Annotated in this window: 23 protein-coding genes, 1 tRNA gene and 2 pseudogenes; 21 read left to right on the top strand and 5 right to left on the bottom strand. The window is 44.9% G+C overall.

Features of this window, described 5'->3' with window-relative positions; genetic code table 11:
• The first annotated feature begins 48 nt into the window (after positions 1 to 48).
• The 12 genes from NST07_RS25625 to NST07_RS25570 all read left to right on the top strand — a co-directional run bounded on the left by NST07_RS25625 (position 49) and on the right by NST07_RS25570 (position 9,821).
• Positions 49 to 774 (top strand): GDSL-type esterase/lipase family protein, encoded by a 726-nt coding sequence (locus NST07_RS25625; RefSeq protein WP_342480396.1) that lies wholly within the window; start codon positions 49 to 51, stop codon positions 772 to 774.
• A 311-nt stretch (positions 775 to 1,085) separates the two neighbouring features.
• Positions 1,086 to 3,155, top strand: a complete 2,070-nt coding sequence (locus tag NST07_RS25620; protein ID WP_342481976.1) for a phage tail protein — start codon at positions 1,086 to 1,088, stop codon at positions 3,153 to 3,155.
• 78 nt (positions 3,156 to 3,233) lie between these two features.
• A complete protein-coding gene (locus NST07_RS25615) occupies positions 3,234 to 3,773 on the top strand; it encodes a hypothetical protein (protein ID WP_342480395.1) in 540 nt (179 codons plus the stop codon).
• Positions 3,774 to 3,841: 68 nt separating this feature from the next.
• On the top strand, positions 3,842 to 4,033 hold the full coding sequence (locus tag NST07_RS25610; RefSeq protein ID WP_342480394.1) for a hypothetical protein: 192 nt from the start codon (positions 3,842 to 3,844) through the stop codon (positions 4,031 to 4,033).
• The gene (locus NST07_RS25605; protein ID WP_342480393.1) at positions 4,033 to 4,344 is read left to right on the top strand and encodes a hypothetical protein; all 312 of its coding nucleotides are present in this window, start codon (positions 4,033 to 4,035) and stop codon (positions 4,342 to 4,344) included. Before NST07_RS25610 ends, NST07_RS25605 begins: the two co-directional genes overlap by 1 nt.
• Before the next feature lie 73 nt (positions 4,345 to 4,417).
• Positions 4,418 to 5,038, top strand: coding sequence for an N-acetylmuramoyl-L-alanine amidase (locus NST07_RS25600; RefSeq protein WP_342480392.1), 621 nt, complete (start codon positions 4,418 to 4,420; stop codon positions 5,036 to 5,038).
• The gene (locus NST07_RS25595) at positions 5,038 to 5,223 is read left to right on the top strand and encodes a hypothetical protein (RefSeq protein WP_342480391.1); all 186 of its coding nucleotides are present in this window, start codon (positions 5,038 to 5,040) and stop codon (positions 5,221 to 5,223) included. Before NST07_RS25600 ends, NST07_RS25595 begins: the two co-directional genes overlap by 1 nt.
• Before the next feature lie 671 nt (positions 5,224 to 5,894).
• Positions 5,895 to 5,980, top strand: a tRNA-Leu gene (locus tag NST07_RS25590).
• 495 nt (positions 5,981 to 6,475) lie between these two features.
• Positions 6,476 to 7,030, top strand: coding sequence for a site-specific integrase (locus NST07_RS25585; RefSeq protein WP_342480390.1), 555 nt, complete (start codon positions 6,476 to 6,478; stop codon positions 7,028 to 7,030).
• Positions 7,031 to 7,116: 86 nt separating this feature from the next.
• A complete protein-coding gene (locus NST07_RS25580; RefSeq protein ID WP_342480389.1) occupies positions 7,117 to 8,232 on the top strand; it encodes a tyrosine-type recombinase/integrase in 1,116 nt (371 codons plus the stop codon).
• An 814-nt stretch (positions 8,233 to 9,046) separates the two neighbouring features.
• Positions 9,047 to 9,364 carry a hypothetical protein gene (locus NST07_RS25575; RefSeq protein WP_342480388.1) on the top strand — a complete coding sequence of 106 codons (318 nt, stop codon included), beginning with the start codon at positions 9,047 to 9,049 and terminating at the stop codon, positions 9,362 to 9,364.
• A gap of 100 nt (positions 9,365 to 9,464) precedes the next feature.
• Positions 9,465 to 9,821, top strand: a complete 357-nt coding sequence (locus NST07_RS25570) for a hypothetical protein (RefSeq protein WP_342480387.1) — start codon at positions 9,465 to 9,467, stop codon at positions 9,819 to 9,821.
• A gap of 383 nt (positions 9,822 to 10,204) precedes the next feature.
• Here NST07_RS25570 and NST07_RS25565 read toward each other — a convergent pair whose 3' ends face one another.
• Positions 10,205 to 10,945 carry a Shedu anti-phage system protein SduA domain-containing protein gene (locus NST07_RS25565; protein ID WP_342480386.1) on the bottom strand — a complete coding sequence of 247 codons (741 nt, stop codon included), beginning with the start codon at positions 10,943 to 10,945 and terminating at the stop codon, positions 10,205 to 10,207.
• Positions 10,946 to 11,160: 215 nt separating this feature from the next.
• Here NST07_RS25565 and NST07_RS25560 point away from each other — a divergent pair.
• Positions 11,161 to 11,352 (top strand): annotated as a pseudogene (locus NST07_RS25560) (ATP-dependent DNA ligase); the annotation flags it as partial.
• Positions 11,353 to 11,368: 16 nt separating this feature from the next.
• Here the strand turns inward: NST07_RS25560 and NST07_RS25555 are convergent.
• Entirely contained in the window at positions 11,369 to 12,034 is a 666-nt protein-coding gene (locus NST07_RS25555; RefSeq protein ID WP_342480385.1) for a hypothetical protein, read from the bottom strand.
• Between the two features lie 97 nt (positions 12,035 to 12,131).
• The gene (locus tag NST07_RS25550) at positions 12,132 to 12,368 is read right to left on the bottom strand and encodes an NUMOD4 domain-containing protein (RefSeq protein ID WP_342480384.1); all 237 of its coding nucleotides are present in this window, start codon (positions 12,366 to 12,368) and stop codon (positions 12,132 to 12,134) included.
• A gap of 417 nt (positions 12,369 to 12,785) precedes the next feature.
• On the opposite strand from NST07_RS25550, the gene NST07_RS25545 reads away from it, so the two are divergent.
• Positions 12,786 to 13,088, top strand: a complete 303-nt coding sequence (locus NST07_RS25545; RefSeq protein WP_342480383.1) for a hypothetical protein — start codon at positions 12,786 to 12,788, stop codon at positions 13,086 to 13,088.
• A gap of 329 nt (positions 13,089 to 13,417) precedes the next feature.
• Positions 13,418 to 14,338, top strand: coding sequence for a restriction endonuclease (locus NST07_RS25540; RefSeq protein ID WP_342480382.1), 921 nt, complete (start codon positions 13,418 to 13,420; stop codon positions 14,336 to 14,338).
• A gap of 464 nt (positions 14,339 to 14,802) precedes the next feature.
• Here the strand turns inward: NST07_RS25540 and NST07_RS25535 are convergent.
• A pseudogene (locus NST07_RS25535) lies at positions 14,803 to 14,997 on the bottom strand (tyrosine-type recombinase/integrase); the annotation flags it as partial.
• A gap of 11 nt (positions 14,998 to 15,008) precedes the next feature.
• Positions 15,009 to 15,899 (bottom strand): LysR family transcriptional regulator, encoded by an 891-nt coding sequence (locus tag NST07_RS25530; RefSeq protein WP_342480381.1) that lies wholly within the window; start codon positions 15,897 to 15,899, stop codon positions 15,009 to 15,011.
• Positions 15,900 to 16,013: 114 nt separating this feature from the next.
• On the opposite strand from NST07_RS25530, the gene NST07_RS25525 reads away from it, so the two are divergent.
• The 6 genes from NST07_RS25525 (at position 16,014) to NST07_RS25500 (ending at position 20,858) form a co-directional block, all read left to right on the top strand.
• On the top strand, positions 16,014 to 16,469 hold the full coding sequence (locus tag NST07_RS25525; protein WP_342480380.1) for a DMT family transporter: 456 nt from the start codon (positions 16,014 to 16,016) through the stop codon (positions 16,467 to 16,469).
• A gap of 33 nt (positions 16,470 to 16,502) precedes the next feature.
• Complete coding sequence (locus tag NST07_RS25520; RefSeq protein WP_038595282.1) at positions 16,503 to 16,817, top strand: MazG-like family protein; 315 nt, start codon at positions 16,503 to 16,505, stop codon at positions 16,815 to 16,817.
• Positions 16,818 to 17,448: 631 nt separating this feature from the next.
• The gene (locus NST07_RS25515) at positions 17,449 to 17,844 is read left to right on the top strand and encodes a hypothetical protein (protein ID WP_342480379.1); all 396 of its coding nucleotides are present in this window, start codon (positions 17,449 to 17,451) and stop codon (positions 17,842 to 17,844) included.
• Positions 17,845 to 18,050: 206 nt separating this feature from the next.
• A complete protein-coding gene (locus tag NST07_RS25510; protein WP_342436640.1) occupies positions 18,051 to 18,425 on the top strand; it encodes a BlaI/MecI/CopY family transcriptional regulator in 375 nt (124 codons plus the stop codon).
• A 2-nt stretch (positions 18,426 to 18,427) separates the two neighbouring features.
• Complete coding sequence (locus NST07_RS25505; RefSeq protein WP_342480378.1) at positions 18,428 to 19,705, top strand: M56 family metallopeptidase; 1,278 nt, start codon at positions 18,428 to 18,430, stop codon at positions 19,703 to 19,705.
• A gap of 64 nt (positions 19,706 to 19,769) precedes the next feature.
• Positions 19,770 to 20,858 (top strand): beta-glucanase/beta-glucan synthetase, encoded by a 1,089-nt coding sequence (locus NST07_RS25500; RefSeq protein ID WP_342480377.1) that lies wholly within the window; start codon positions 19,770 to 19,772, stop codon positions 20,856 to 20,858.
• The last annotated feature ends 5 nt before the right edge of the window (positions 20,859 to 20,863 follow it).

The following is a 20,863-nucleotide window of genomic DNA, read 5'->3' as shown; positions in this document are numbered from 1 at the left end:
GTGACATAATATTCCTTGATGTTTTATACATGATGAGGTGGGATATAGGTGAGTAGAAAATTAAAGTTTGTACTCGTGGCTTCTTTGCTAGTTAACCTTGTACTTATTGCGGGGCTGTCTCTCGTTGTGGCGAAGAGGGGAGGTTTGACATATGTAACAGCAACGATTTCAAATCTTCTCGGCAAAAGCAGCAGCGAACCAGACACTAAGTACAAAACTAGGGTATCCGTTTTTGAAGACAAATCCCCTAAATTGGGCAGTGTTGTATTTTTAGGGGATAGCATAACGGAGGGCAATGAATGGGCTGAGTCTTTTCCAAAGGTTCAAATAGTGAACAGAGGGATTTCTGGGGATACAACATCAGGCATTCTAGATAGATTGAATCAAATAATTGAGATAAAGCCATCAAAAGTTTTTATTATGGCAGGTATAAATGATCTAGCTATAGGAAGGTCTCCACAAGAAATTGGAAATAACATCTCGAAAATAGTTGGAAAAATTCAGAAATCCTTACCGGTCACAAAAGTTTACATCCAAAGCATAACCCCAGCAGACTACTCTCGCTATCCTGCATTAAGTGAATCCAACATAGCGGACACAAACAAACTAATTAAGGGTATTGCAGATGAATACGACGCAGAGTTCATTGACCTATTCTCTGTTTTTGCGGACAAGGACGGTGCGCTTCCCGAAAAGTGGACGTATGACGGGCTTCACCTCAACGGCGAGGCTTATGCAGTTTGGGAAAATGACATAGACGACTTATTAAATTGATAGAACGCTCAGAATGGTAATAGCAAAAAAGACCACAGTTATGCAGAGTGGTCTTTATCTAATTCCTTGGGCTGGTTAAGTTTTCTTTTCTTTATACATCTATCAAGAATGCCTGAGAGAGTTTCTAACTGCTCTAAACTGGCGACGTTTAAAAAGTACCGAATCAACCTTCTTAGTTGTACATTCTGAATTTGTGTATTCTTCAAAAAATCACCCTTTCAATAAACTATTAAACATTATACACTTACTAAACCTGTAAAGCTGTCATAACGTGTCGACTATTGTTCGGCTTTTCCCTGATGGGCTAGACTATACATCCCCAACACAAGCCCTACGCTCCCACGCGCGGGGCTTTTTATGTTGCGCATATTCCCGTTATCACACGAAAGGAGGACGCTATCATCTCAACGCTCTTATCACTCGACCGCCATCTCACGCCAATCGGCGCACTTGTCTTCGCAGACGATATCACACGCACCCGCCGCATCAACGCCGACTATACGCTAAGCTTCACCGTCCCTTTATCGTCCGCAGATTACCGCGAGCTGCTGCCGTTAAAAGGCCACGTACAGGACGAGCGCGGTCAATATTACGTAATCAACAAGCGCCAGCGCAACCGCGACGGCCGCAAGCTAACCGCGCAGATATCGTGCACACACGTCATGTATAAACTCGCGGATTATAAGTTCCCGTACGCGTCATATATCGCGGAAGGTTACGGCAAGCAAATAACGCAGCTCACGTCGTTAATCGCAGCGGCAACGGGCGGCGTTTTTAGCTTCGCGGTCGACGATACGTTTGACCTAGCGGACGTCAAAGAGTTCGGCGGCGGTAACTGTCTCGAAGCGCTGAACGCGGTAATAAATCTCTACGGAGCGGAGGTCGATCCGGATAATTTCGTTATTCACCTGCGCAAGAAGATCGGCGATTCGGCGTCAGCCTTACAATACCGCATCGGCAAAAATATCGTAAGCTCGTCCGCAAGCGACGATACGTCTTCGTTGTGTACGCGCCTATTTGCGGAGATGAAAGACTCGCGCACATGGATCGGTCAGCCTGCGTCAATACTTACGGCGGACGAACGCGCGCGGCTTGAGGCGATTCCCGGCGCAATCACTGACGGCATTCTCCGCGTCAACTATCTCGTATCGGCGTATGCGTCCGCGTGGGCCAGCGCAAGCGTTCCGTTTTACGACGATCTGCTGACGGAGCAGGACGTTACCGATCCGCTGAAACTGCTGGAGGCCACGCGCTTACGGTTGGCCGAACGCGAAGTGCCTGCGCTTGAGGTCAGCGTATCGGCTGCGGACTTATACAAGCTCGACAGTACGGAGCCGCGACCGGGCCTCGGCGATACCGTTACGCTGGTCGACCCGGACATGGACCTCACGCATGTTAACGCACGGATTACGGAACTGACCGAGTATCCGTACGCTAAAGATAAGCACGCGCAGGTAACGGTTGCCAACGTTCAGCGGCGCGACTATGCGCAGATTATCGCGGACCTAGAGTCGACGCGGCGTGCGATTGATAACGTGTTTAGCGGCGGACGGATTCGGGCAGAAGCGTTCGAGGCATTCGCGGCGGCTGCGGTTAAGGAGATCAACGCAAGTAAGACGGAGGTTAAGTACGATACGCGTGGAATTGTAGCGCAATCACTCGTCGACCCGAACGATATGGTAATCGTGACATCTAACGGGATAATCGTGTCTACGGACGGCGGGGCAACCGCACGATCAGCAATAACAGCAACCGGAGTTGTCGCGGAGACAGTCGTTGGTCAATTCGGTAATTTCGTTTCAACGCTGATTGGTAGCGGTAATAAAGTCGTGCAGATTAATACGCATGGGATAAGCGCTGGACATGCGGACTTTAACAGCGCACCATTCCGCGTAAACATGGCCGGCGACGTCGTGGCGCGGTCGATTAAACTTACGGGAGAGGTCGAGAACAGCGAGGTAATATCGTCCGTGATCCGCGCGAGCCAGATTATTGGTAACGAAATAGAAGGCGGTACGATAACTGGCGCTAAGATACAAACGTCAGACTCCGTATATCCGCGCGTAGTAATCGATCCGGCGAGCGTGGCGTTCGGCGTATATGCTAGCGAGGACAGCGGTATCCAGATTCCGGCGTACGATAACGGCATCACCCGTATAATCTTTAACGCTGGAGGTGGCGTGCAGTCTACGATATACAATTCGCCTGCGAGCGGTCTTATAGTTGGCGGTTCGCCTGACGTTACGTTGAGCGGAAACAATGTGCGCCTGGCTCCGTCAAATACAGGTCACGTCATAGTTGCGGGATGGGAACGGCTTCATAACGGTTCGAACACATTAGCGGATGAGCTGGCGGCAATTTGGCTCGCAATCGGAGCGTAATCGAACGGCGACGAAACGTTTACGCTATCTGCTGCGTAATGGTACAATAAGGTAAAATACCATTATGGGGGCTAACATATGAAAAAGTTTGTGTCCGGATTAATAGTCGGCGTATTGCTGTTTGCGGGTGCTTCTGCTTTTGCTGACTCGTCGAGCCTAATTGGGCAAAAGGTTCAGGGCTTATTTTCTATAGAAAAGAATGGGACAAAGGTCGCTGACGCTGTGATAGTAAACGGGTCGACTTACGCTCCTGTGCGTGCCGTTGCCGAAGCTACAGGGTCAAAACTTACGGTCGAGGGGAAAAAGATAATTATGGGAGATACGTCAACCAGCACGACGAGCGCACCCCAAGGGGAAACGGCAGTAAAGGAACTGCAGGCAGCACGGGACAAAGTAGTCGCGGATATCGAGAGTCACGAAAAACAAATCAAGGGATATAAAGACAACATACTTCCGACATATAAATCATTAGCGGATGAACTTGCAAATAGTGGTACGATGGGACAGCGTGCGGCAGACGACTACGCACAATTTAAAAAGCAAGTAGAGACATGGGAAGCGGAACTCACCTTCCTTCAAGCACGGTTAGCTGAGATTAAGGCGCAGCTCGGCGAATAAAATACGAATAAACTACGAAGAGTCTCGCCCTTACCGGCGGGGCTCTTTTTACGTAAAGGAGACGTTATATGAAAGCACGCGCATTACTCGAATTAACGCTAGACCTCGCGAATCCCGCCGCCGAGCTTACGGACACCATCAGCGCAGTCCTCGGATCAATTCCGCCAGGCCAGCGCGAATCAGTCCTCCGCAGTCTCGACGAAGCGGTCGGCGTTGCCCTCGCAGAGTTTGAACCGCAGGAAACGGAGGCGGCCGCCTGATGGACGTATTATGGGCGGAAGTCGCCAAGAACGGAATATTCGCGCTGGCCGCTGCGGTCGTTGCCTACGCGTTGTGGAAGCAGATGAACCGCATATCTGACGAAGCGAAAGCGCGCGAAGAACGGATTAGCACAGAGGCGCGAACGGAGCGTGAACGGATGCACTCGGAGGCAATCGCGCGAGAAGACCGTTTGATGAAGCTGGCGGAGGGACTAACGGACCGGTTCGAGGCGCTGGCGGGTCAATACGAAGGGCTTGCATCGGATGTACACGATATCAAGGCGAATTTGAACGGAAAGGATGCGGCGTAATATGGGCGAGTTTAACTACCGCAAGGACTATATACCAAAGGGGACCGCGTGCAATCGGCGGCCGGGCTTCGTCATGTCTGCAACAACTATTACGATTCATAATACGGGCAATCCGAAGTCCTCCGCAGCCGGTGAACGCGCATGGCTGACGAACCCATCGAACGCGCGCCAAGCTTCGTTTCATATCGCAGTCGACGAAAAGGAGGCGGTCGAATGTTTACCGCTGACCGAAAACGCGTGGCATAGCGGAGACGGCAGCGGACCGCGAAGCGGAAACCGGACGTCGATTGGCGTTGAAATATGCGAAAGCGGTGATTACGCGAAGACGCTCGATAACGCGGTTGCCCTCGTAGCGCAGATGCTAAAAGAACGCGGATGGGGCGTAGATAGACTGCGCCGACACTACGATTGGTCCGGCAAGATATGTCCGCGCTTAATGTACGATGGCGGAAAGTGGACGGGGTGGGCGGAGTTTAAAGCGCTGGTCGATTCGAAGTTAAACGCGGGGGATGACGATTTGCACGTAGACAAAGCGAGCGTAGTCATTAACGGAGTGGCGGCGAAGGACGGCGTAATCATCGACGGAGCGGTATACGTTCCATTGCGCGAGGTGGCCGAGAAACTTGGCGCGGTCATTGCATGGGATAACGTTAGCAAGACAGCGAAAGTAGATACGAAAGGTGGCGTTATGTAATGAAGAAACGCATGTTAAATCCGGTATTTATCGCAGCGGTGGCGGGGCTTACGTATCAACTACTCGTAAAATACGGTGTGGCTCCGGAAGCTGGCGTATATCAAGCGGCCGTTGATATCGTAACGTATGCGATTATTGGCGTAGGTATTTACAAAACGTTCCCGGCAGATAGTACGAAGGAATAATAAAAAGGCGCAGTTCTTACGGGTGTGACTCCGTGAGGGCTGCGCTTTTTTTTGTTATTGGTGCGCGTTTTCGAACGTGAGCAGCCGCCGCATTAACTCCGCTGCTTCTTCCGCGACCTCCGCGTCAGGTATCGTCAGGCCGCCGCATTGGCCGCGACATTGATAGCGTATGATGAGTGTCCCGTTTATGCGCTGCTTATCCGTGATTCTAATGCCGCGCCGATGGGCCTGCGCTTTTACCATGCGCTCCTCTTGAGTCAACCGTTCGCGGCCTGCGTCAACCAATCGACGTATGGGTCCGGAGTACGCAGCGTGAGAAAAACACGTGAGTCGCGCTCGAATGCCGCTTGGACCATCGGCAGTATTACGTATGGGCGAATGAGCGCGTGGTCCTCTTCGGTGATTACTTGCGGCGTAGACATGCGTATGGCCTCCGTTCATGTGCGAATATATGTTCGTATTATAACGCACAAGAATGCGTTATTTCAAGCGGATATATTTGCGCATTGACACAGCGGGTAAAAGCGTGGTATGCTCTAATTCGTTCGGTAAACGAATAAAGCGCGCTTACAAACGTATAGCATTCCGTTTGTCGGTCCGGGTCCCATGCGTAGGGACGAAAATAACGCGTAGGCAAAACGTTAGAAATCGCGTTACAACGCACATTTCATGCCGGGGTGGCGGAACAGGCAGACGCACAGGACTTAAAATCCTGCGGTACGTGAGTACCGTACGGGTTCGACCCCCGTCCTCGGCATCACGCAGTAAATCACGGTTGCATCAACGCTAAATGAACGTCAGGTACAGGCTAATCCTGTGTACTTGCGCAATCACGTTTAGCTGACGCACAGGACTCGGGCGCTTTCCGTTCATTACGAATGGAGGCGTTTTTGTTTTGGCGAGAATTATGGCGGTTAAGGCGGATCATTCGTGGGAATCAGCGTTAGGACGGTTCCTCGAATACAAACGCGCGGAAGGCTTGGCGGAGCAGACCCAGCGCGACTATACGCAGCACGTGAGCCGGTTTATGAAGCGTTACCCTAACGCATGATCAACATCGGACAGGTTAGCGGAGGCATCGTTCGAGTACTTAGCAGAGGACATCGCGCCGTCTACGTATAACAACCGCCTGATCTATCTGCGGACGTTCTTCGGCTGGTGTGTAGAGCGTGGAATTATCGGCGCGAATCCGATCGCGAACATTAAGAAGCAGAAGGCTGAACCGCGCGTTGTAAGCATTGACGAAAAGATATTGCGCGAGCTTTTAAAGCTGCCGGATCAAGACAAGTACACAGGACTGCGTGATTATTGTCTCATCCTTATGACGCTGGATTGCGGCATCAGACCGTCGGAAGCTTTCCGTTTACTGCCGGAAGATTTTAAGGAAAGAGCGGCTGAAATATACATACCCGCTAAGATTGCGAAGGCACGCAAAAGCCGGACGCTTCCAATATCGGACATGACCGTACGCGCCCTCCGTAAGCTGCTACTCGCAAGGCCCGACGAATGGGGACCGGACACGCCGATCTTCTGTACGTATGAAGGCCGGCAGATGAACCGCCATACGTGGGGCGATCGGCTGGAGACGTATAGTAATCAACTCGGCGTACATATACGGCCGTACGATCTCAGGCACGTGTTCACTCTCGAGTATATTCGCAATGGAGCGAACGCATTCGTGCTGCAAAAGACGCTGGGTCATGGTGGTATGGAAATGACGCGAAGGTATATCGCGCTGGCTAATGAAGACTTGAAGGTAGAGCACGCGAAGGCGAGTTCGTTAATGAAAGCTTACGGCGACAACTAAACGGAATACGAATATTAAGAAATGAGAAAAAAGCGCTCGGTCCATTGTGGATCGGGTGCTTTTTCTGCGTTATACGGTGTTCACTAATGAATAAAAGTGCATGTCTATTAATGTTGCTTTTATCGTTATATAATCAATTTTGGCCTAATACATACATGGAAAGGTTGTCTAAAATGGTCAATAGCTCAGCGGTAGAAAAGTACAAATTAACAAGGAGTACGAGGGCGGCGGATAAGCAACTGGATGATTTATTTCGAATTTTTATAAACGCTAAGCTCTCCGAGGGCCGGGCACCCCGAACGCTGGAATCATACGAGGAGTATTATCGATATTTCTGCAGGTATCTGGACAAATGCGGGATAGAGAAGGTGTTCTCGTCAGTTACTCCGGAGTTGCTACGCTCATATATGGGCTGGATGCTTTACGGGCAGCTCAAATGGAATGAGCACCCGCACAAAAGCCAGGATAACATGACATTAGGATTAAGTCCCGTTACCGTCAATACAAAAATGAAGTTAATCAAAGCGATGTTCCGATTTCTTCATGAGGAGGGGATTATTCCTCGTAATCCGGCTGCGAGAATAGGGAAGGTTCGAGAGCCAGAGAATATGATTAGGATACTCACGGTAGAAGAACTACAGCAATTGCTTGACGCCATAGTTACTGACTCTTATCCAGATTTTAGGGATTTCGTGGCGATAAACGTTCTTATTGATAGTTTTGCTAGGGTCGGTGAAATACTATCACTCATAGAAACAAGCATTGATTTTAAGCTTGGGATGCTCCACTTTGACGCTGACATTGTTACGACGCGTAAAGGGCGGTCTGTTCCTGTATCAAATAGTACATTGCGGCTTTTAAAAATCCTTATCAATATGAACGGAGAGTTTGAATCAGAGTACATATTTTTAACAAAACAAGGCAGGCGTTTGCGCGACGATCGACTTAGGGATCGTATCAAGAAACACGCACGAAGCGCGGGTATTGATGCGAATTTATTCTTGCATCTATTTCGTCACACGTCAGCCACGATGTTTATGGAGAACGGAGGGTCGATGCGCCACCTCTCCGCTATCTTAGGGCGTACGGACCCACGCTCCACTATGCGTTACACAACGCCATCAGACCGGTCGCTAAAAGAGCAGCACCTCTCATTCTCACCGATGAATGACGTGCTGAATCCGCATTATACGCTAAACTAGAAACAACGCAATCAAGCCGGAAAGCCTTCGCAGGCCGACCGGCTTTCTCTTCGTTTATGTGCGTACATGTACGGTTATGCGCTCTGCGACTGCGAAACGTGTAGAGAAGGTAGCGTACGTCCAGTATTAAAACGTAAAGTGACGTATTTAATATCAGATCGTCGGCGGAATCAATTTTTATATAGTAGGAGGCAGTGTAAGTGAAGACGGTTAACGATATTATCGATCACAACAACGGAACAGCGCGCAAATAATGCGCAAATGTGTGTTATATCGCGTGATCTTTATATTATTGTATGCGAGGAAACGGAGGTCCGAAATAACAATACGTAAACTTGGCGCGGATTACGAGCGGTTCATCGTAGAATCGCGTAAGAATCCGGAGGTCGCTGCGTGGCTGGACGCTGAGGGTTGCGCTAGGTGGGTTCAATCCGGTAGTGCTCGGCTACGAGTGGTGTGCGGAGTGTCGGCCAGAATTGGCAAAAAATGAAAACGTAAGAATGGCGGAGGAATAAGTAGAAAACGGGAGATTGATATAAAAGCAGGCCATTTACAGTGTGTATCACAGTTTATCATAGTTTATCAAACGTAATACATTTTTCATCAAATAGCTAAAATAGGTTTTCATAAGTTATCATACAACTTCATTTTGCATATTGTTATTTCTCGTCCAAAAATGCGGAATCGCCGAATTTGGCGTTTTACGATCCGCAATCTATCAGACTATAATCGGAGGTGTCAGACGGATGACTACAGAAACACAACTTGATTTACACGCGGACCTAGCGATCTGCAGCGCAGCGACTGATGGCGGTTGGCACTTAAACGTAGCAAACGAAGAAGACTGCGGAGCATTTTACGCAGACGATGGAAGCATCGTAATGGACTTCGGAGCCACGCCGAATCGTACGATCAAGTATGCGGGGATGCGCCTTCTCCAGCGGACGCGACGTTTATCGTCGAAGCACGCACCGGTTGGCTGATCGCTATTGAGCGGGCGATTAACGCTGAGGAAGAGAACGCACGCCTCTACGAAATCATTCCGAGACTGCAGGCGGAGATTAAGAGGAAGGAACGGGCGGAGTCAGCGGCGGTAAATGGCGGGAGGACTGCGGAGGAACTTGCGGGATGATTTCTCTAGGCGGATAGCCAAACCCATAAAAGTTTGTAGTTTCTTATTTTCGTTGTATCATATTGGTGTGGGATAAATTATGAGGAAGGGAGACGGTGGGATGGGGAGTGAGAATCGAAAAAGGAATAACATGGTTCCTATACGATTAAGCGATGAGGAATTCGAGATTATTAGTAAAAAAGCAGCGATCGCGGAAGTAACAATTCCATACTACCTTCGGTTTCTTGCACTTAGGTCTGTGCCTCCAACAATATCAGGAAAAACTTGGAAGGTGGTTATCTGGAATATTCAGGTGATGGACGATACGTTAGCAGATATGAGCTATGATTACTTAACAAACAAGAAATTATACAATGAAGAGATTGAACAAATATCTGAAAAACTAAGCTCTTTACTTGACTGGCGGGAGGTATTGATACAAGTGGCTCACGCTAAAAACTGCATATTATCCGCGTAGTGTTGGATCGCTATTTTGAGGACGAAGGAGGGGCGAGTTGAGATTAATGCTGTCTATTGCTTTTCGATAGACCACATGAAAATAGACAAGATAATTCAGCTAACAAGGAATGTTCGTGAATACTTAAAGGAGGTGAGGAACATGTTGACTCTAAACGAGGCTTTGACGTTAATGATCTCGTTTGCTTCATTGGTATTAGTGATAGACAGAAAAAAGCGGAGCTAAAATAACCGGCCATCCGCCAAGATAATGGTTATCACTCCGCTGTACTTATTCAACGCTATTGTACGCCTATTCCACGTAAGACACAACAGAAAGCGCCAGGAAACGGAGAGTTGTTTCCTGGCGCTTTTGTTGTAGAGTGAATAATATATAAGCAGTATTCAGTAATTTCTTTGATTGAGTAGGGCTAGTGTATTGTCACATATATTATCATAGTGTAGAAGTTTGATTCCTTGTTGGATCTGGTGTTCTCGTCTAATCTTACGTGTCTTATCAGCTAAGTCATCTCTACGTCCAGCTACGACCGTATAATGAAAGCGAGTAGGGTCTAAGGTATAAAACTCGTCAGGTAACTGCACGTCAGGGTGTTTATACTTCTTCAATGTATTGGTGACCCCAGCAAAATTAGTAATCAACAAAGTCTGCCAGTCTTTTAGTTGATTTATACCTTTCCTAAAAGCATTCCCAAGCTCTCCGCTTTTTAAAGTAATATCTTTAACGGGATGTTCTAATTCCACGAATATGAAAGAGTACCCGTCAGAATTTTTTCCAATCAATAAATAATCCACTTTATACATCTCGCTAAGCTGGAATTCAGGGAATACATAAGCATCATGGTGTCCGAAGTCATAATAGTTGAATATTGATCCTATTAGGTAGAATGCTCTTGTATCTTTATTAATGAATTTTAAAACGTCGATTTCATTTTTAATAGATTTGTCATTAAGTTTCGTTAAGAACTGTTCCACAGTTGATTCAATTTCTTCTCGATTATCCAGCTCTACGAAATCTAAGTAATTATTCGGAAATAAGCTTTTATTATGTCTCACTGCCTTTGGATATTCTCTAAACAGATTTTTAGTTTTTAAAGTCCCGATCATACCTTCCTTTTCTTTCTCCAAAATTTGTGAATATGCTATTAGTTCAGTAGTTGTTAATACATTATAATCTCTATTATATAATTTCAAAGGGATTTTCCTTTCTATGTAACTAGTTCTTAGTATATTTTAACATGAAGGATGACTAATATTCCTGCTATTCCCATGTTTATCTTACAGGACACGGAAGTTCAATAAAACAGTGACAGTCATGGGCTTGTGCAGTCTGCGGAATGAGGGCCGGCGTTATCGAGTTCGGCGTGTCACCTACGCATAAGAAGGCGTTTTATGGCGTGAGTAAGGCGCTGATTACCGGCGAGGACCACGATTTTGTATACGTTGAGCCGCGTATCAGAGCACGCGTGAAAATACGAAATTGGACTCGCGCGGGGATGCTGCGGAGTCCAGTGTTTACGGAGTTTATCATGTGATATTACGTGATGTAGCTTAACGCATTTCTGAGGTATACCGTAAAGTCATTAAATCGAGCTTGATCCACTGTACAGTAAGGTTGATTAAAGCTTTTAGATCGTTTATGTCCTTGTCGATCCATTTCCTGGTATAGTGCGTTTCATCATTACCAAGCCATGCGGCTCTCTTAGCGGTCTCTTTAATGGCCTCATGTTGAATGTAGGATTGGATTACCTGTCCAAGTTGCGATTTATGCTCCCTAATTATTTCGGCAACGCTTGGGTTCTTAAACGCTGCATAATCCTTTATCAAAAATTCAAGTGATTTTCGATATCCCATACCACAAATGTGGTTGAGCCCTAACTGCTCGGATATCACTGCTTGGTTAAATATGTTTGAAAACTCGCTTGAAATTTCTTGGATCTCTCGATCAAACTCAACACGTATATTTTGTGCTGGAGTCGTGTGAGAGAACAAGTAACCGATCTTGTCTTCCCATTCGAAAATAGCAATATGCGTCTTATCACAAACGCTCCGAGGGCAGTGATAAATTAATTCGAGTTGCTCGCTTTCTTGGGCAATATGAGCGTGAATAATCGTTTGATCAGCGTGAGGCATAGGCTTCAAACAATGGGGGCAGGTAATGTCGTACTCAACTATTTGCTGACTACCGTATTCAGTCGAAACATAAAACACTTTCATTTCTCCTCTCAGTATTATTTAGTAAATACATTATGAATTTCCGCACGTGGCCCGGGATTTACCTGATGCTGAAAATTTAAAAAAACACGTCCGAGTGTTATTTGCGTCCTTTATACTCCGCTTGACTCGCTTCCGGGAAGGCGGCGTGTTTCCATAGTTCGAACGTTTTAGCGAGCTCGCGGTCGCCGTTCTTATGTAAGTGGACGTTAGCGTATCCGTACGCATCACCGTTTCGATGGCGCGCTTTACCGGTTTTTATCGATATGATGCGGCCCGACCGTGTAATTTCGTAAATCTCCTCGTACCCTTCGACATCCTTACGTTCTTCTTCCATGTAAACCTCCTAGCTCGCGTATTTAAACGTACATCTAACGCGAATATAGTGCGATCCGCGTATCTTAACGGATACCTCCGTAATATCTTCGATAACTCCGCTGCCCTTAAGTTCATTTCCGATGAACACAATGATCGGCAGGCGCTCTATTTGCGCGGTATAAAATTACACGTTAGAGGTTAACGGCTTCATATATCGGCTCATATGCGTAGTCCTTTTGTGATATCTCCCGTAGTATTTCGACAAAATAGCGCCATCTCCTGCGGGAGACGGCGTTTTGTGTGCGTATGGAAAAGGATCATCTCCTAGCTTCCGTCAGAAAGAGGTGTTATGCGGTCGCTACGACAATATAGGACGTATAATTTCTACTTTCTATATTGCTAAGTGATAAAATAATGACTAGAGGAGTTGAGTGGTTTGAAAACCTTAAAAGTTGGAGTCAATTGCAAAGACTATATGAGTACTGGAGAATGCGACTGTGGTAGAGAAGATTTTCCGTATGGTAGTGTGAAGAGTAGGGTGCTTTGTGAGATTATTAAAGTAGATAATGATGAATACGTAAATTGGATGGAGGTTTTTACCCACGGAGCGGCACAACTAGGGCTGACTGTAAAAGAGTTCAAAGAAAAATATTCACACATCTTCTATGCAGAGGATGATAAACACGGGTATAGAACGAAGGATAAACCGCTCGCGCACCGTACGAACCCGAAGTTTTGATTGACGCTGCCTCTAGCCTACAGCGAGACGGACGTATCCTACTCGTTCAATAACGAAAACGAGTGCATCACCAACGTAACGCTCCGGTCAACCCCAGACGAAGACGGCATCATCCTTATCATGGGCGACGATACGATGGAATATTTCATCCCCATAGTGAGCGGTAGTCGAGTATTTAGGAGGCGCTATCTTATCATTTCATAATGATACCTTGTAATTGAACTATTTTAGATATCACAATATAACCCTACTAATCTTGGGTATTAGTGTCAGGCTCTTGGGAATGATGATAGTGTAACTTACTTAATAAGAAATTAGGAGATGATGGAATGTCATATAACACGGCCAATTACAACACATTTGATGAATGGTATGATCTTGTGCTTAACAATAATGAGGAAGTATATCCATCTCTAAGGATTCCTTATGGTGATTGGGTGGATGATTATATCTCGAACATTGAAAGTCAGTCTACTCGGGATGTGAAAGATTTATTAAGATGTCTCTTGCAGCCTGTCACACGAAGATTAGACGTATCGGATTATAACCAATATCAATTACTATGTGAATCTGAAGATGAAACGCTTAATATAATGGCAGAAAAAATGTCGCATAACGAAAGATATAAAAGGCTAGCTTATGGAAAAGATGCTTGGGAGGGTTTAACATGGGTTCTGGAACTACTTCCAATTAGTCCTTATAGTGCTGTTAAAGCACTTGAAAGCTATGTGTCTTCTCAACCTAATTTGCCTGATGATAGGATAACTGGTATAGACCAATGCGTCCAAATTATATTCTCCAAATTCATTCATTTTGAAAACAAATTAGATACTCTTCTTAGCTTGAAGTCTGTTGAATTTGAATGGCTCGTCGAATATCTTTATGAAAGGATGGGATACGACACAGAATGGAAGAGTGCTACGCATGATGGCGGCAAGGATGTTATTGCTAGTATTGATCGGACTGATGGCAGAGAATATGTGTATGTGGAATGTAAGTTATACAAAACAACCAAATTAAAGCTAGAAACCATTAGAGCATTCCGTGACACGATATTGGAAGATAAAGTGAATCGTGGAGTGATTTTTTGTACTGGTTATGTAAGTAGAAGTATAAGGGAGTTCGATAAACGGATTCAAGTATGGACTTATGAGGATATTAATATTCTCTTGAATGCACATCTTGGTAGTGACTGGATAGACAGATTGGATAGAGTAATTGATTTGAAAAGGAGACAGTACGGGGAGTGAGGCAGCTTGGCATAACGTTAACCGCTTAAGCATCTGCTGAGTTTAATGAGAGATAACATGAAATGAGCTTGTATGCTGAGTAAGCACGTGATAATATCAAATTATTCGCCGCACAGGATTCGAGGGTGTGTAAACGTGATTAAATCACCGTTACTACCCAAAATACTGTGTGTCTAGCAGAACGGTATAGGTTGTGAAAAGACCAGGAAGCCTTATGTATCAAGGGTTTATGCTGGATGGTGGCGTATAAATCCTGCGGTACGTGAGTACCGTACGGGTTCGACCCCTGTCCTCGGCATCCTTGATTTATAAGGTGTTTTTCCGAAAACCTTGGTTTTGAAACAGATTAGGAGAGAACTTTTTATCGAGTTCTCTCCTGCAGTTCTCTCCTTTTTCCGAAGGAGAGAACGAGGGGAAGATCGCATGACTCTCATGGAATATTGAGGGCAATGCGATCTTTTTTATTAAAGGACCAGAACATTGCTCATCGCTGATGCTGAAGATACTTTGTAGTTGTATTCCAAGTGAGAATAAATGTCCTCTGTTGTAGAATAGTTGCTGTGTCCCAGCCATTCCTGAATTTCTTTCATGCCGACTCCATTGGCGAGTAAGAGGCTTGCACAACTATGACGCAGGTCGTGGAATCGAATTCGACGTAGGCCATATTTTACTACTGTGTATCAAAAATATTAATAAATTTTTGTGTAGCTGTTGACAGAGGCATTCCTTTTTTTGTAGCTATTCCCAGACTTCTTGAGGGTATCTTTTCCGCAATTACTAACTCATATAACAGTTTGCTTTTCAATTCTTTTTGAACATAATCCTTCATAGTGCAAGCAATCCCTAATCCCTTAATGGCGAATTCTACCATCAAATCCATGTTGCTAAGTTCGATTTGTGGGTCTACAGCGACTCCGTGAGAACGAAAATATTCATCAATATATTCTCGTGTACTCCCACCCTGTTGAAGGAGGATAATAGGGTAGTTTTCTGTAAGCTTTTGAATGGATAAAGATTCCTCACAAAGATGTTTATACTTTTCGCCTACAACGAAACAGTCCTTCATTTGTAAGGTTTTGATAATATCAAGATTGCTTTCATCCGTATTGTAGAGATTCAAAATACCGATATCAATTTCGCCTACGTTTAATAGCCTCGCTATTTCATGACTCGAATCATCTTTTATATACATTTTGATACTTGGGTATTCACGATTATATTGGCTGATATATTGTAATAAATCGTATTTGCATACCGCACTGCATACTGATATCCGTAATTGTCCCGCCTGCATCTGCTTCAGTTCAGAAAACTTCCGCTCGGCTGTCAGCATCAGACCGTAACCCTGCTCGATGTATTGAAACATAATTTCTCCCTCAACGGTCAGTGAAACACCTTTTGCATTTCTATAAAATAACCGCCCCCCAAGTTTTTCCTCTAATTGCTTTATGGATTGACTTATTGCGGGCTGAGAGCTAAATAACTCCTTCGCAGCTTTAGAGATACTTCCCAATTTTGCAGTCGTATAAAAAATTTTATAAAGCTCTAAATTAATAGACATATAAGAATTCAGTATACCTCCTATCCGAAAATCGTATTTCACTTATATCTATTTATTCAATATAATGAGCTGAAAGAATTAGTCAATGACTTATCCGCAAGGGAGGCGACAAATATGTCACTACTGTATTATCTGCTTTCATTTTTATCGGGGATTTCTCTAACCTTACAAGTTGGAATAAATGGACAGCTTCGCTCAAAAGTCGGAAGTCCAATTCTCTCCTCTTTCATTAGTTTTGCTGTAGGGGCATTGGGTCTTGCTCTTGTATTTTGCTATATTTTAGCAAACGGTACCTATACAATGTCGGGTGAAAATACGATTAAGGGTGTCCGTTGGTGGATGTTAGCAGGTGGTCTATTTGGTGCGTTTTATATTTTCACAACCATATTCGCTTCTCCTAAAATCGGATTTGCCAATATGTTCAGCCTGATAATCTGTGGTCAAATCATTCTTGCCATTTTATTTGACCATTTCGGTCTTTTAGGAAATGATGTTCACCTAATCAACCCTTATAGAATTGTGGGTGTAGTTTTACTTGTGTTGGGAGTGTACATCATACAAAAGCATTGAATGAATTGTATTTTACATTTTGGAGGGTCATCATTGGACATTACTGATTTTCAAGAGTGGGTAAAACAGTATTATCAAGACAGAGGCTGGTCGGATTTGGATATATTCATTCGTATTGGCTTTTTAGCCGAAGAAACGGGTGAGGTTGCAAGAGCTATCCGGGCACTGGAAATCGGCAGAGATCGGCCTGATGAGAGCAGAGGATCATTTGAAGAAAATAAAAGTCAATTAACGGAAGAACTTGGGGATGTGCTTGGAAATCTTATTGTTATCGCAAACAAGTATGATATTTCATTAGAGGAAATATTCCACTCCCATAAGAAAAAGCTAGCCCAAAGGTATTCATAAGCGGGTATTTCCGCAAACCAGAATAATAGCGAATTCTGTGTGCTTCAAACGGGCTGCGACAGGCGCACAGGATTCCATGCTAGAGGTCCTCATTTGAGCTATCTGTTCTTCACAAAACAGATAGCTCAAATGAGGATTTTTTTATGGCGTCACTTGTAAACAAAATCAACGTATAACATCGGCTCGTTTAATCTCACTGCCCAACGCGAGTTTCCCGCACTTTACCGCTTTCTCCTATCACAGTCGATGTTATCTCTGAGCTCACATCCGACAATTCTCCCTGCCGGCTCGCATAATTTTTGACTGAATTCAACGAAATGTTCTCTCTGAAAAAATTTTGGGATTTAGTGTGATTTCCTATTATCAATGTAATGGTATATATGAGGCCGCTTTTGAGAAACTGCGAAAAGCTATAGATTCTACATATTTATTTATCCTCCAGCTTTTCATAGTAATCTGCAATGTAAAGGAGATGATTAGTGGAAACAGGAAGTACAGGATGAATACCGTCGCCGCCTCATTGAGAAAAATTTCCAGTAATCGACAATCAAGAGGACCTCAAAAGGATTAGCTTATACGTTGCGGATCAGAGTTCAGAGTAATAATAAAACAATTCTAAGGAGGAATTTCTATGAAATTCGGCAAAAAATTAATTGCTAGTACTTCTGTTATTGTGGCATCTTTGGCGGTTGCAGTAACTGCGTTTGCAAATACGGACACCAAACCTGTAACCGGCTATGGTACTCTGACTGGTACATTGTCGGCTTCGGGTTCCACTGCAAATTATTCGACTTCGGTAAGTTATAACAGTGACAAAGCCTACCTGACAATCGCCGGCTCTGCACAAAATGTAAACGGCACTACAGTTATTACGAAGTCGCAGATCAATAGTTCAAGAGGCGCGACCAGCTACAATGGATATTTGTCACCGTTAGGGTCGAACGTATATGTTGTTTATGGGACACACGGGGTGCAAGGCGGCAACACATATAGTGCGGATGCTGTTTTCACATATACACATCTCTGATCATTGATTGTTATTTGAAATAAGTTTATGCCATGCAGAATAAAACGGAGGAGATGCGCTCTATCTGCATGGGCATAAACTTTTTTTCTATGTAGTACATATCAATTTGAACTTATATTTGACGATTGTAAAAAACTCATTGACATCTATTTTTGACGATTGTAAAATATTGAAAAAAGACAATTGCCAAAAAAGGAGCAGGCTACATGAAAATGAAGAAACTTCCAGAGGCCGAGTTTGAAATTATGCGGGTGGCCTGGGCCAATGAACCACCTATTACGACAGCGACGATAATGGAACAGCTTGGTAAAGAGCGCGAGTGGAAAGCTCCAACAGTGATCTCCCTTATGCTGCGGCTGGTGGAACGAGGATTTTTACGTACGGAGAAGGAAGGCAAAGAACGCACGTACTACCCTTTGGTCGATAAGGATGTGTATCTCGCTTTGGAGACGGAGCATTTCTTGAAGCAATATCATGATGATTCATTTTTAAGCTTCGTGAACACACTTTATAACGAGAAGCGTCCGAGTGACAAGGAACTGGATGAGCTGCTGAAGTGGGCGAAGGAAAGGAGGGAGTGACAATGCATAGCTTTCTCATCACTCTGCTCGAATGTTCGGTCTCTATGACGGTTATTGGGATTATCTATATGGCGGTTACGCCTCTTTTGCAAAATCGTTTTACAGCAAAAGGAAGGTATTACGCCTGGCTGGTCATTGTTATCGGCTTTATTGTTCCGTTTCGTTTCCATCTTCCCGTCTCAATTATTTCTGTGGATACGTTATTCTCTACTCTGGGCAGTACTGATCCTTCCAACTTTAATCCGCTAACAGCAGCAGCATTTCCCGGAATTACCGCAACAGCATTCCCTTGGCTCAGTGTAGCTGTTGGCGTTTGGATAACAGGAGTTGTCCTATTCACCGCCTGGCATATGTTCCGGCACAGACGTCTGTTGCGTTTGATAAAACGCTGGAATGAAAATTCCAACGACAGACAGGCATTGCGATTGTTGCAGCAGTTAAAAGCTGAACTGAATGTCACCCGGCATGTAGATTTGCAGATTTGTCCCGCTGTTTCGAGTCCAATGCTGGTGGGGTTAGTTCATCCTGTTATTTTGCTTCCTTCGAATCGTCTCTCGATTCAAGCCTTGCGGTTCATCCTGAAGCATGAGCTCATTCACCTCAAACGCAAGGATTTAGGCTATAAGCTGCTCGTTTTTACAGCTGCTGCGTTGCATTGGTTTAACCCGTTCGTCTACCGGATGGCACGGGAAATCGCTATTCAATGTGAGCTTTCCTGTGATGAAGCAGTCGTCATGCACTCCGATATGAACAACCGGCAGCAATATGTAGAGGCTATTATTAATGTTGTGAGGAATCAATCGATAGGACGCAGCGCGTTCTCCACCAGCTTTTCTGACAATAAACTGAGTTTAAAGAAAAGAGTGTATTCCATTATGGATACCCGCGGCAAGAAATGGGGGTTTTCCCTTCTCATCGTAATTTCTTTAGCAGCCGTTGGAACAGGCGTAGTTTTGCAACTGAATTCAGCACAGCCTGAAACAGCGTTGCCAGTGTCGTCAATACAAGCCGCAGCAAATGAGATTGTATCCAACCAGGAAGGGAAAGATCCTGAAGGTTCAGCACTTCCCTCACCCGTAGCATCTCCCGTAACATCGCCTGTGCCTTCCTCGTCTCCAATCAAAGAGGATCGCCCAGTGAATGAGTTGAAAAAAGAAGAGACAGGAGCTGTTTTAAGAGAGGGTGTCGGGGAGGATGTTAAACCCAATTCCAAGCCTTCGTCATTTATTGAGTCGACAACGCAGTCTATGTTACCCGAACTCAGGGAAAGCAAAAAGTGAAATTATATGTTTACTTTGAAACCCGATGCAGCAGCAGTCCACATTACACAAAGGAGATGAAAATGTGAATATACGAAAGGGATGTAGACTTGTTTTATTAATGCTTATCATTTCATTAGTTCTTATTGGGTGCTCTGCGGATAAGACGCAAACCTTGAATTCAAGTCTCTCTCCTAGTGCTGAGCCTCAAAAGGCAAGTGCTCCCTCCAAAAATCCATTTGAGACAGACGGAGAGAATCAAGTGATTTTAGGCAGGATGAGTCATAGGTTTGCTAATCCAAAGCTGGATCAAAGAGGACAGAGGGCTCCTATGGCGTACAATGGCGGGGAAATGAAAATTGATTATCAGGTGGCCGCCTCTGGAAAAGCCAATAATGTTGGATTTCTCATTTTTATCAATGGACAGCCGCAGCCTTACAAGTTTAATTCAACAGAGACTCCGTATGAGTATATGCACATTTTTGAGGTGCCGGATGATGATGAAAACTATACTCCATTTACTTTTGTATTCACCCCAATCACGGGAAAAAAAGGGGATCAGCTTTCAATCAATATCATCAGTGTATATAATCCTGGCTTCACTCCAGATATGAAAGAAACTTCTTCTTACGGAGGTTACCAAACAACATTGCAATTGGATGGAATCATTAGTTTTAATACGGATCCCAAGCCACTGGATGACCCCTCCATCATGAAACAAGAAGTGTTAAGTGACGTTCGTCAGACCACGGAGCCCATTACCCGGGAATTACTGGAAAAGGCCAGCGGATTCGAAAAGGTAGACCTCAATGCATTGGATAAAAAAGTCTATAACGAGCTTCAAATAGATGGTGACGTGCGTATGGACAATTATTCAATCGAAGGAAAAGATAAAGTACATGTAACCTTCAAGTTATTCGGTCATCCCGGTGTACAATATCGAAGTACATTCTATATCAACCACCAAGCCATTAGTGCCAAGAAGGTTTCTTTTGAGACGAAGCTGACCAAAGGCAATGTATCGGTGATTGAAGCCGACATTGAAGTGGAGAAACTGGAGGATTTCAATACGTTCTATGTCGTTTCCGCGCCCCTTAACGCGAATGATTTTCCTGATGATGTGATCATTTTGGATAAAACAGCATCCGTACTGCTCTACAAAGGAAAGGAGTGATGGGA

This window comes from Paenibacillus sp. FSL L8-0340, from assembly GCF_038593145.1.
In the GTDB taxonomy this organism is placed as follows: Bacteria; Bacillota; Bacilli; order Paenibacillales; family Paenibacillaceae; genus Paenibacillus_AQ.
The sequence above is the reverse complement of the archived record's forward strand: the minus strand, read 5'-3'. Positions and strand labels throughout refer to the sequence as shown.

Coding starts and splice junctions, on each gene's coding strand:
- NST07_RS25615 (WP_342480395.1), top strand. CDS start 3,234: ATGAAAAAGTTTGTGTCCGGATTAATAGTCGGCGTATTGCTGTTTGCG.
- NST07_RS25505 (WP_342480378.1), top strand. CDS start 18,428: ATGCATAGCTTTCTCATCACTCTGCTCGAATGTTCGGTCTCTATGACG.
- NST07_RS25525 (WP_342480380.1), top strand. CDS start 16,014: ATGTCACTACTGTATTATCTGCTTTCATTTTTATCGGGGATTTCTCTA.
- NST07_RS25580 (WP_342480389.1), top strand. CDS start 7,117: ATGAATAAAAGTGCATGTCTATTAATGTTGCTTTTATCGTTATATAAT.
- NST07_RS25510 (WP_342436640.1), top strand. CDS start 18,051: ATGAAAATGAAGAAACTTCCAGAGGCCGAGTTTGAAATTATGCGGGTG.
- NST07_RS25605 (WP_342480393.1), top strand. CDS start 4,033: ATGGACGTATTATGGGCGGAAGTCGCCAAGAACGGAATATTCGCGCTG.
- NST07_RS25555 (WP_342480385.1), bottom strand. CDS start 12,034: ATGAAAGTGTTTTATGTTTCGACTGAATACGGTAGTCAGCAAATAGTT.
- NST07_RS25515 (WP_342480379.1), top strand. CDS start 17,449: ATGAAATTCGGCAAAAAATTAATTGCTAGTACTTCTGTTATTGTGGCA.
- NST07_RS25550 (WP_342480384.1), bottom strand. CDS start 12,368: ATGGAAGAAGAACGTAAGGATGTCGAAGGGTACGAGGAGATTTACGAA.
- NST07_RS25530 (WP_342480381.1), bottom strand. CDS start 15,899: ATGTCTATTAATTTAGAGCTTTATAAAATTTTTTATACGACTGCAAAA.
- NST07_RS25570 (WP_342480387.1), top strand. CDS start 9,465: ATGGGGAGTGAGAATCGAAAAAGGAATAACATGGTTCCTATACGATTA.
- NST07_RS25600 (WP_342480392.1), top strand. CDS start 4,418: ATGTCTGCAACAACTATTACGATTCATAATACGGGCAATCCGAAGTCC.
- NST07_RS25595 (WP_342480391.1), top strand. CDS start 5,038: ATGAAGAAACGCATGTTAAATCCGGTATTTATCGCAGCGGTGGCGGGG.
- NST07_RS25540 (WP_342480382.1), top strand. CDS start 13,418: ATGTCATATAACACGGCCAATTACAACACATTTGATGAATGGTATGAT.
- NST07_RS25610 (WP_342480394.1), top strand. CDS start 3,842: ATGAAAGCACGCGCATTACTCGAATTAACGCTAGACCTCGCGAATCCC.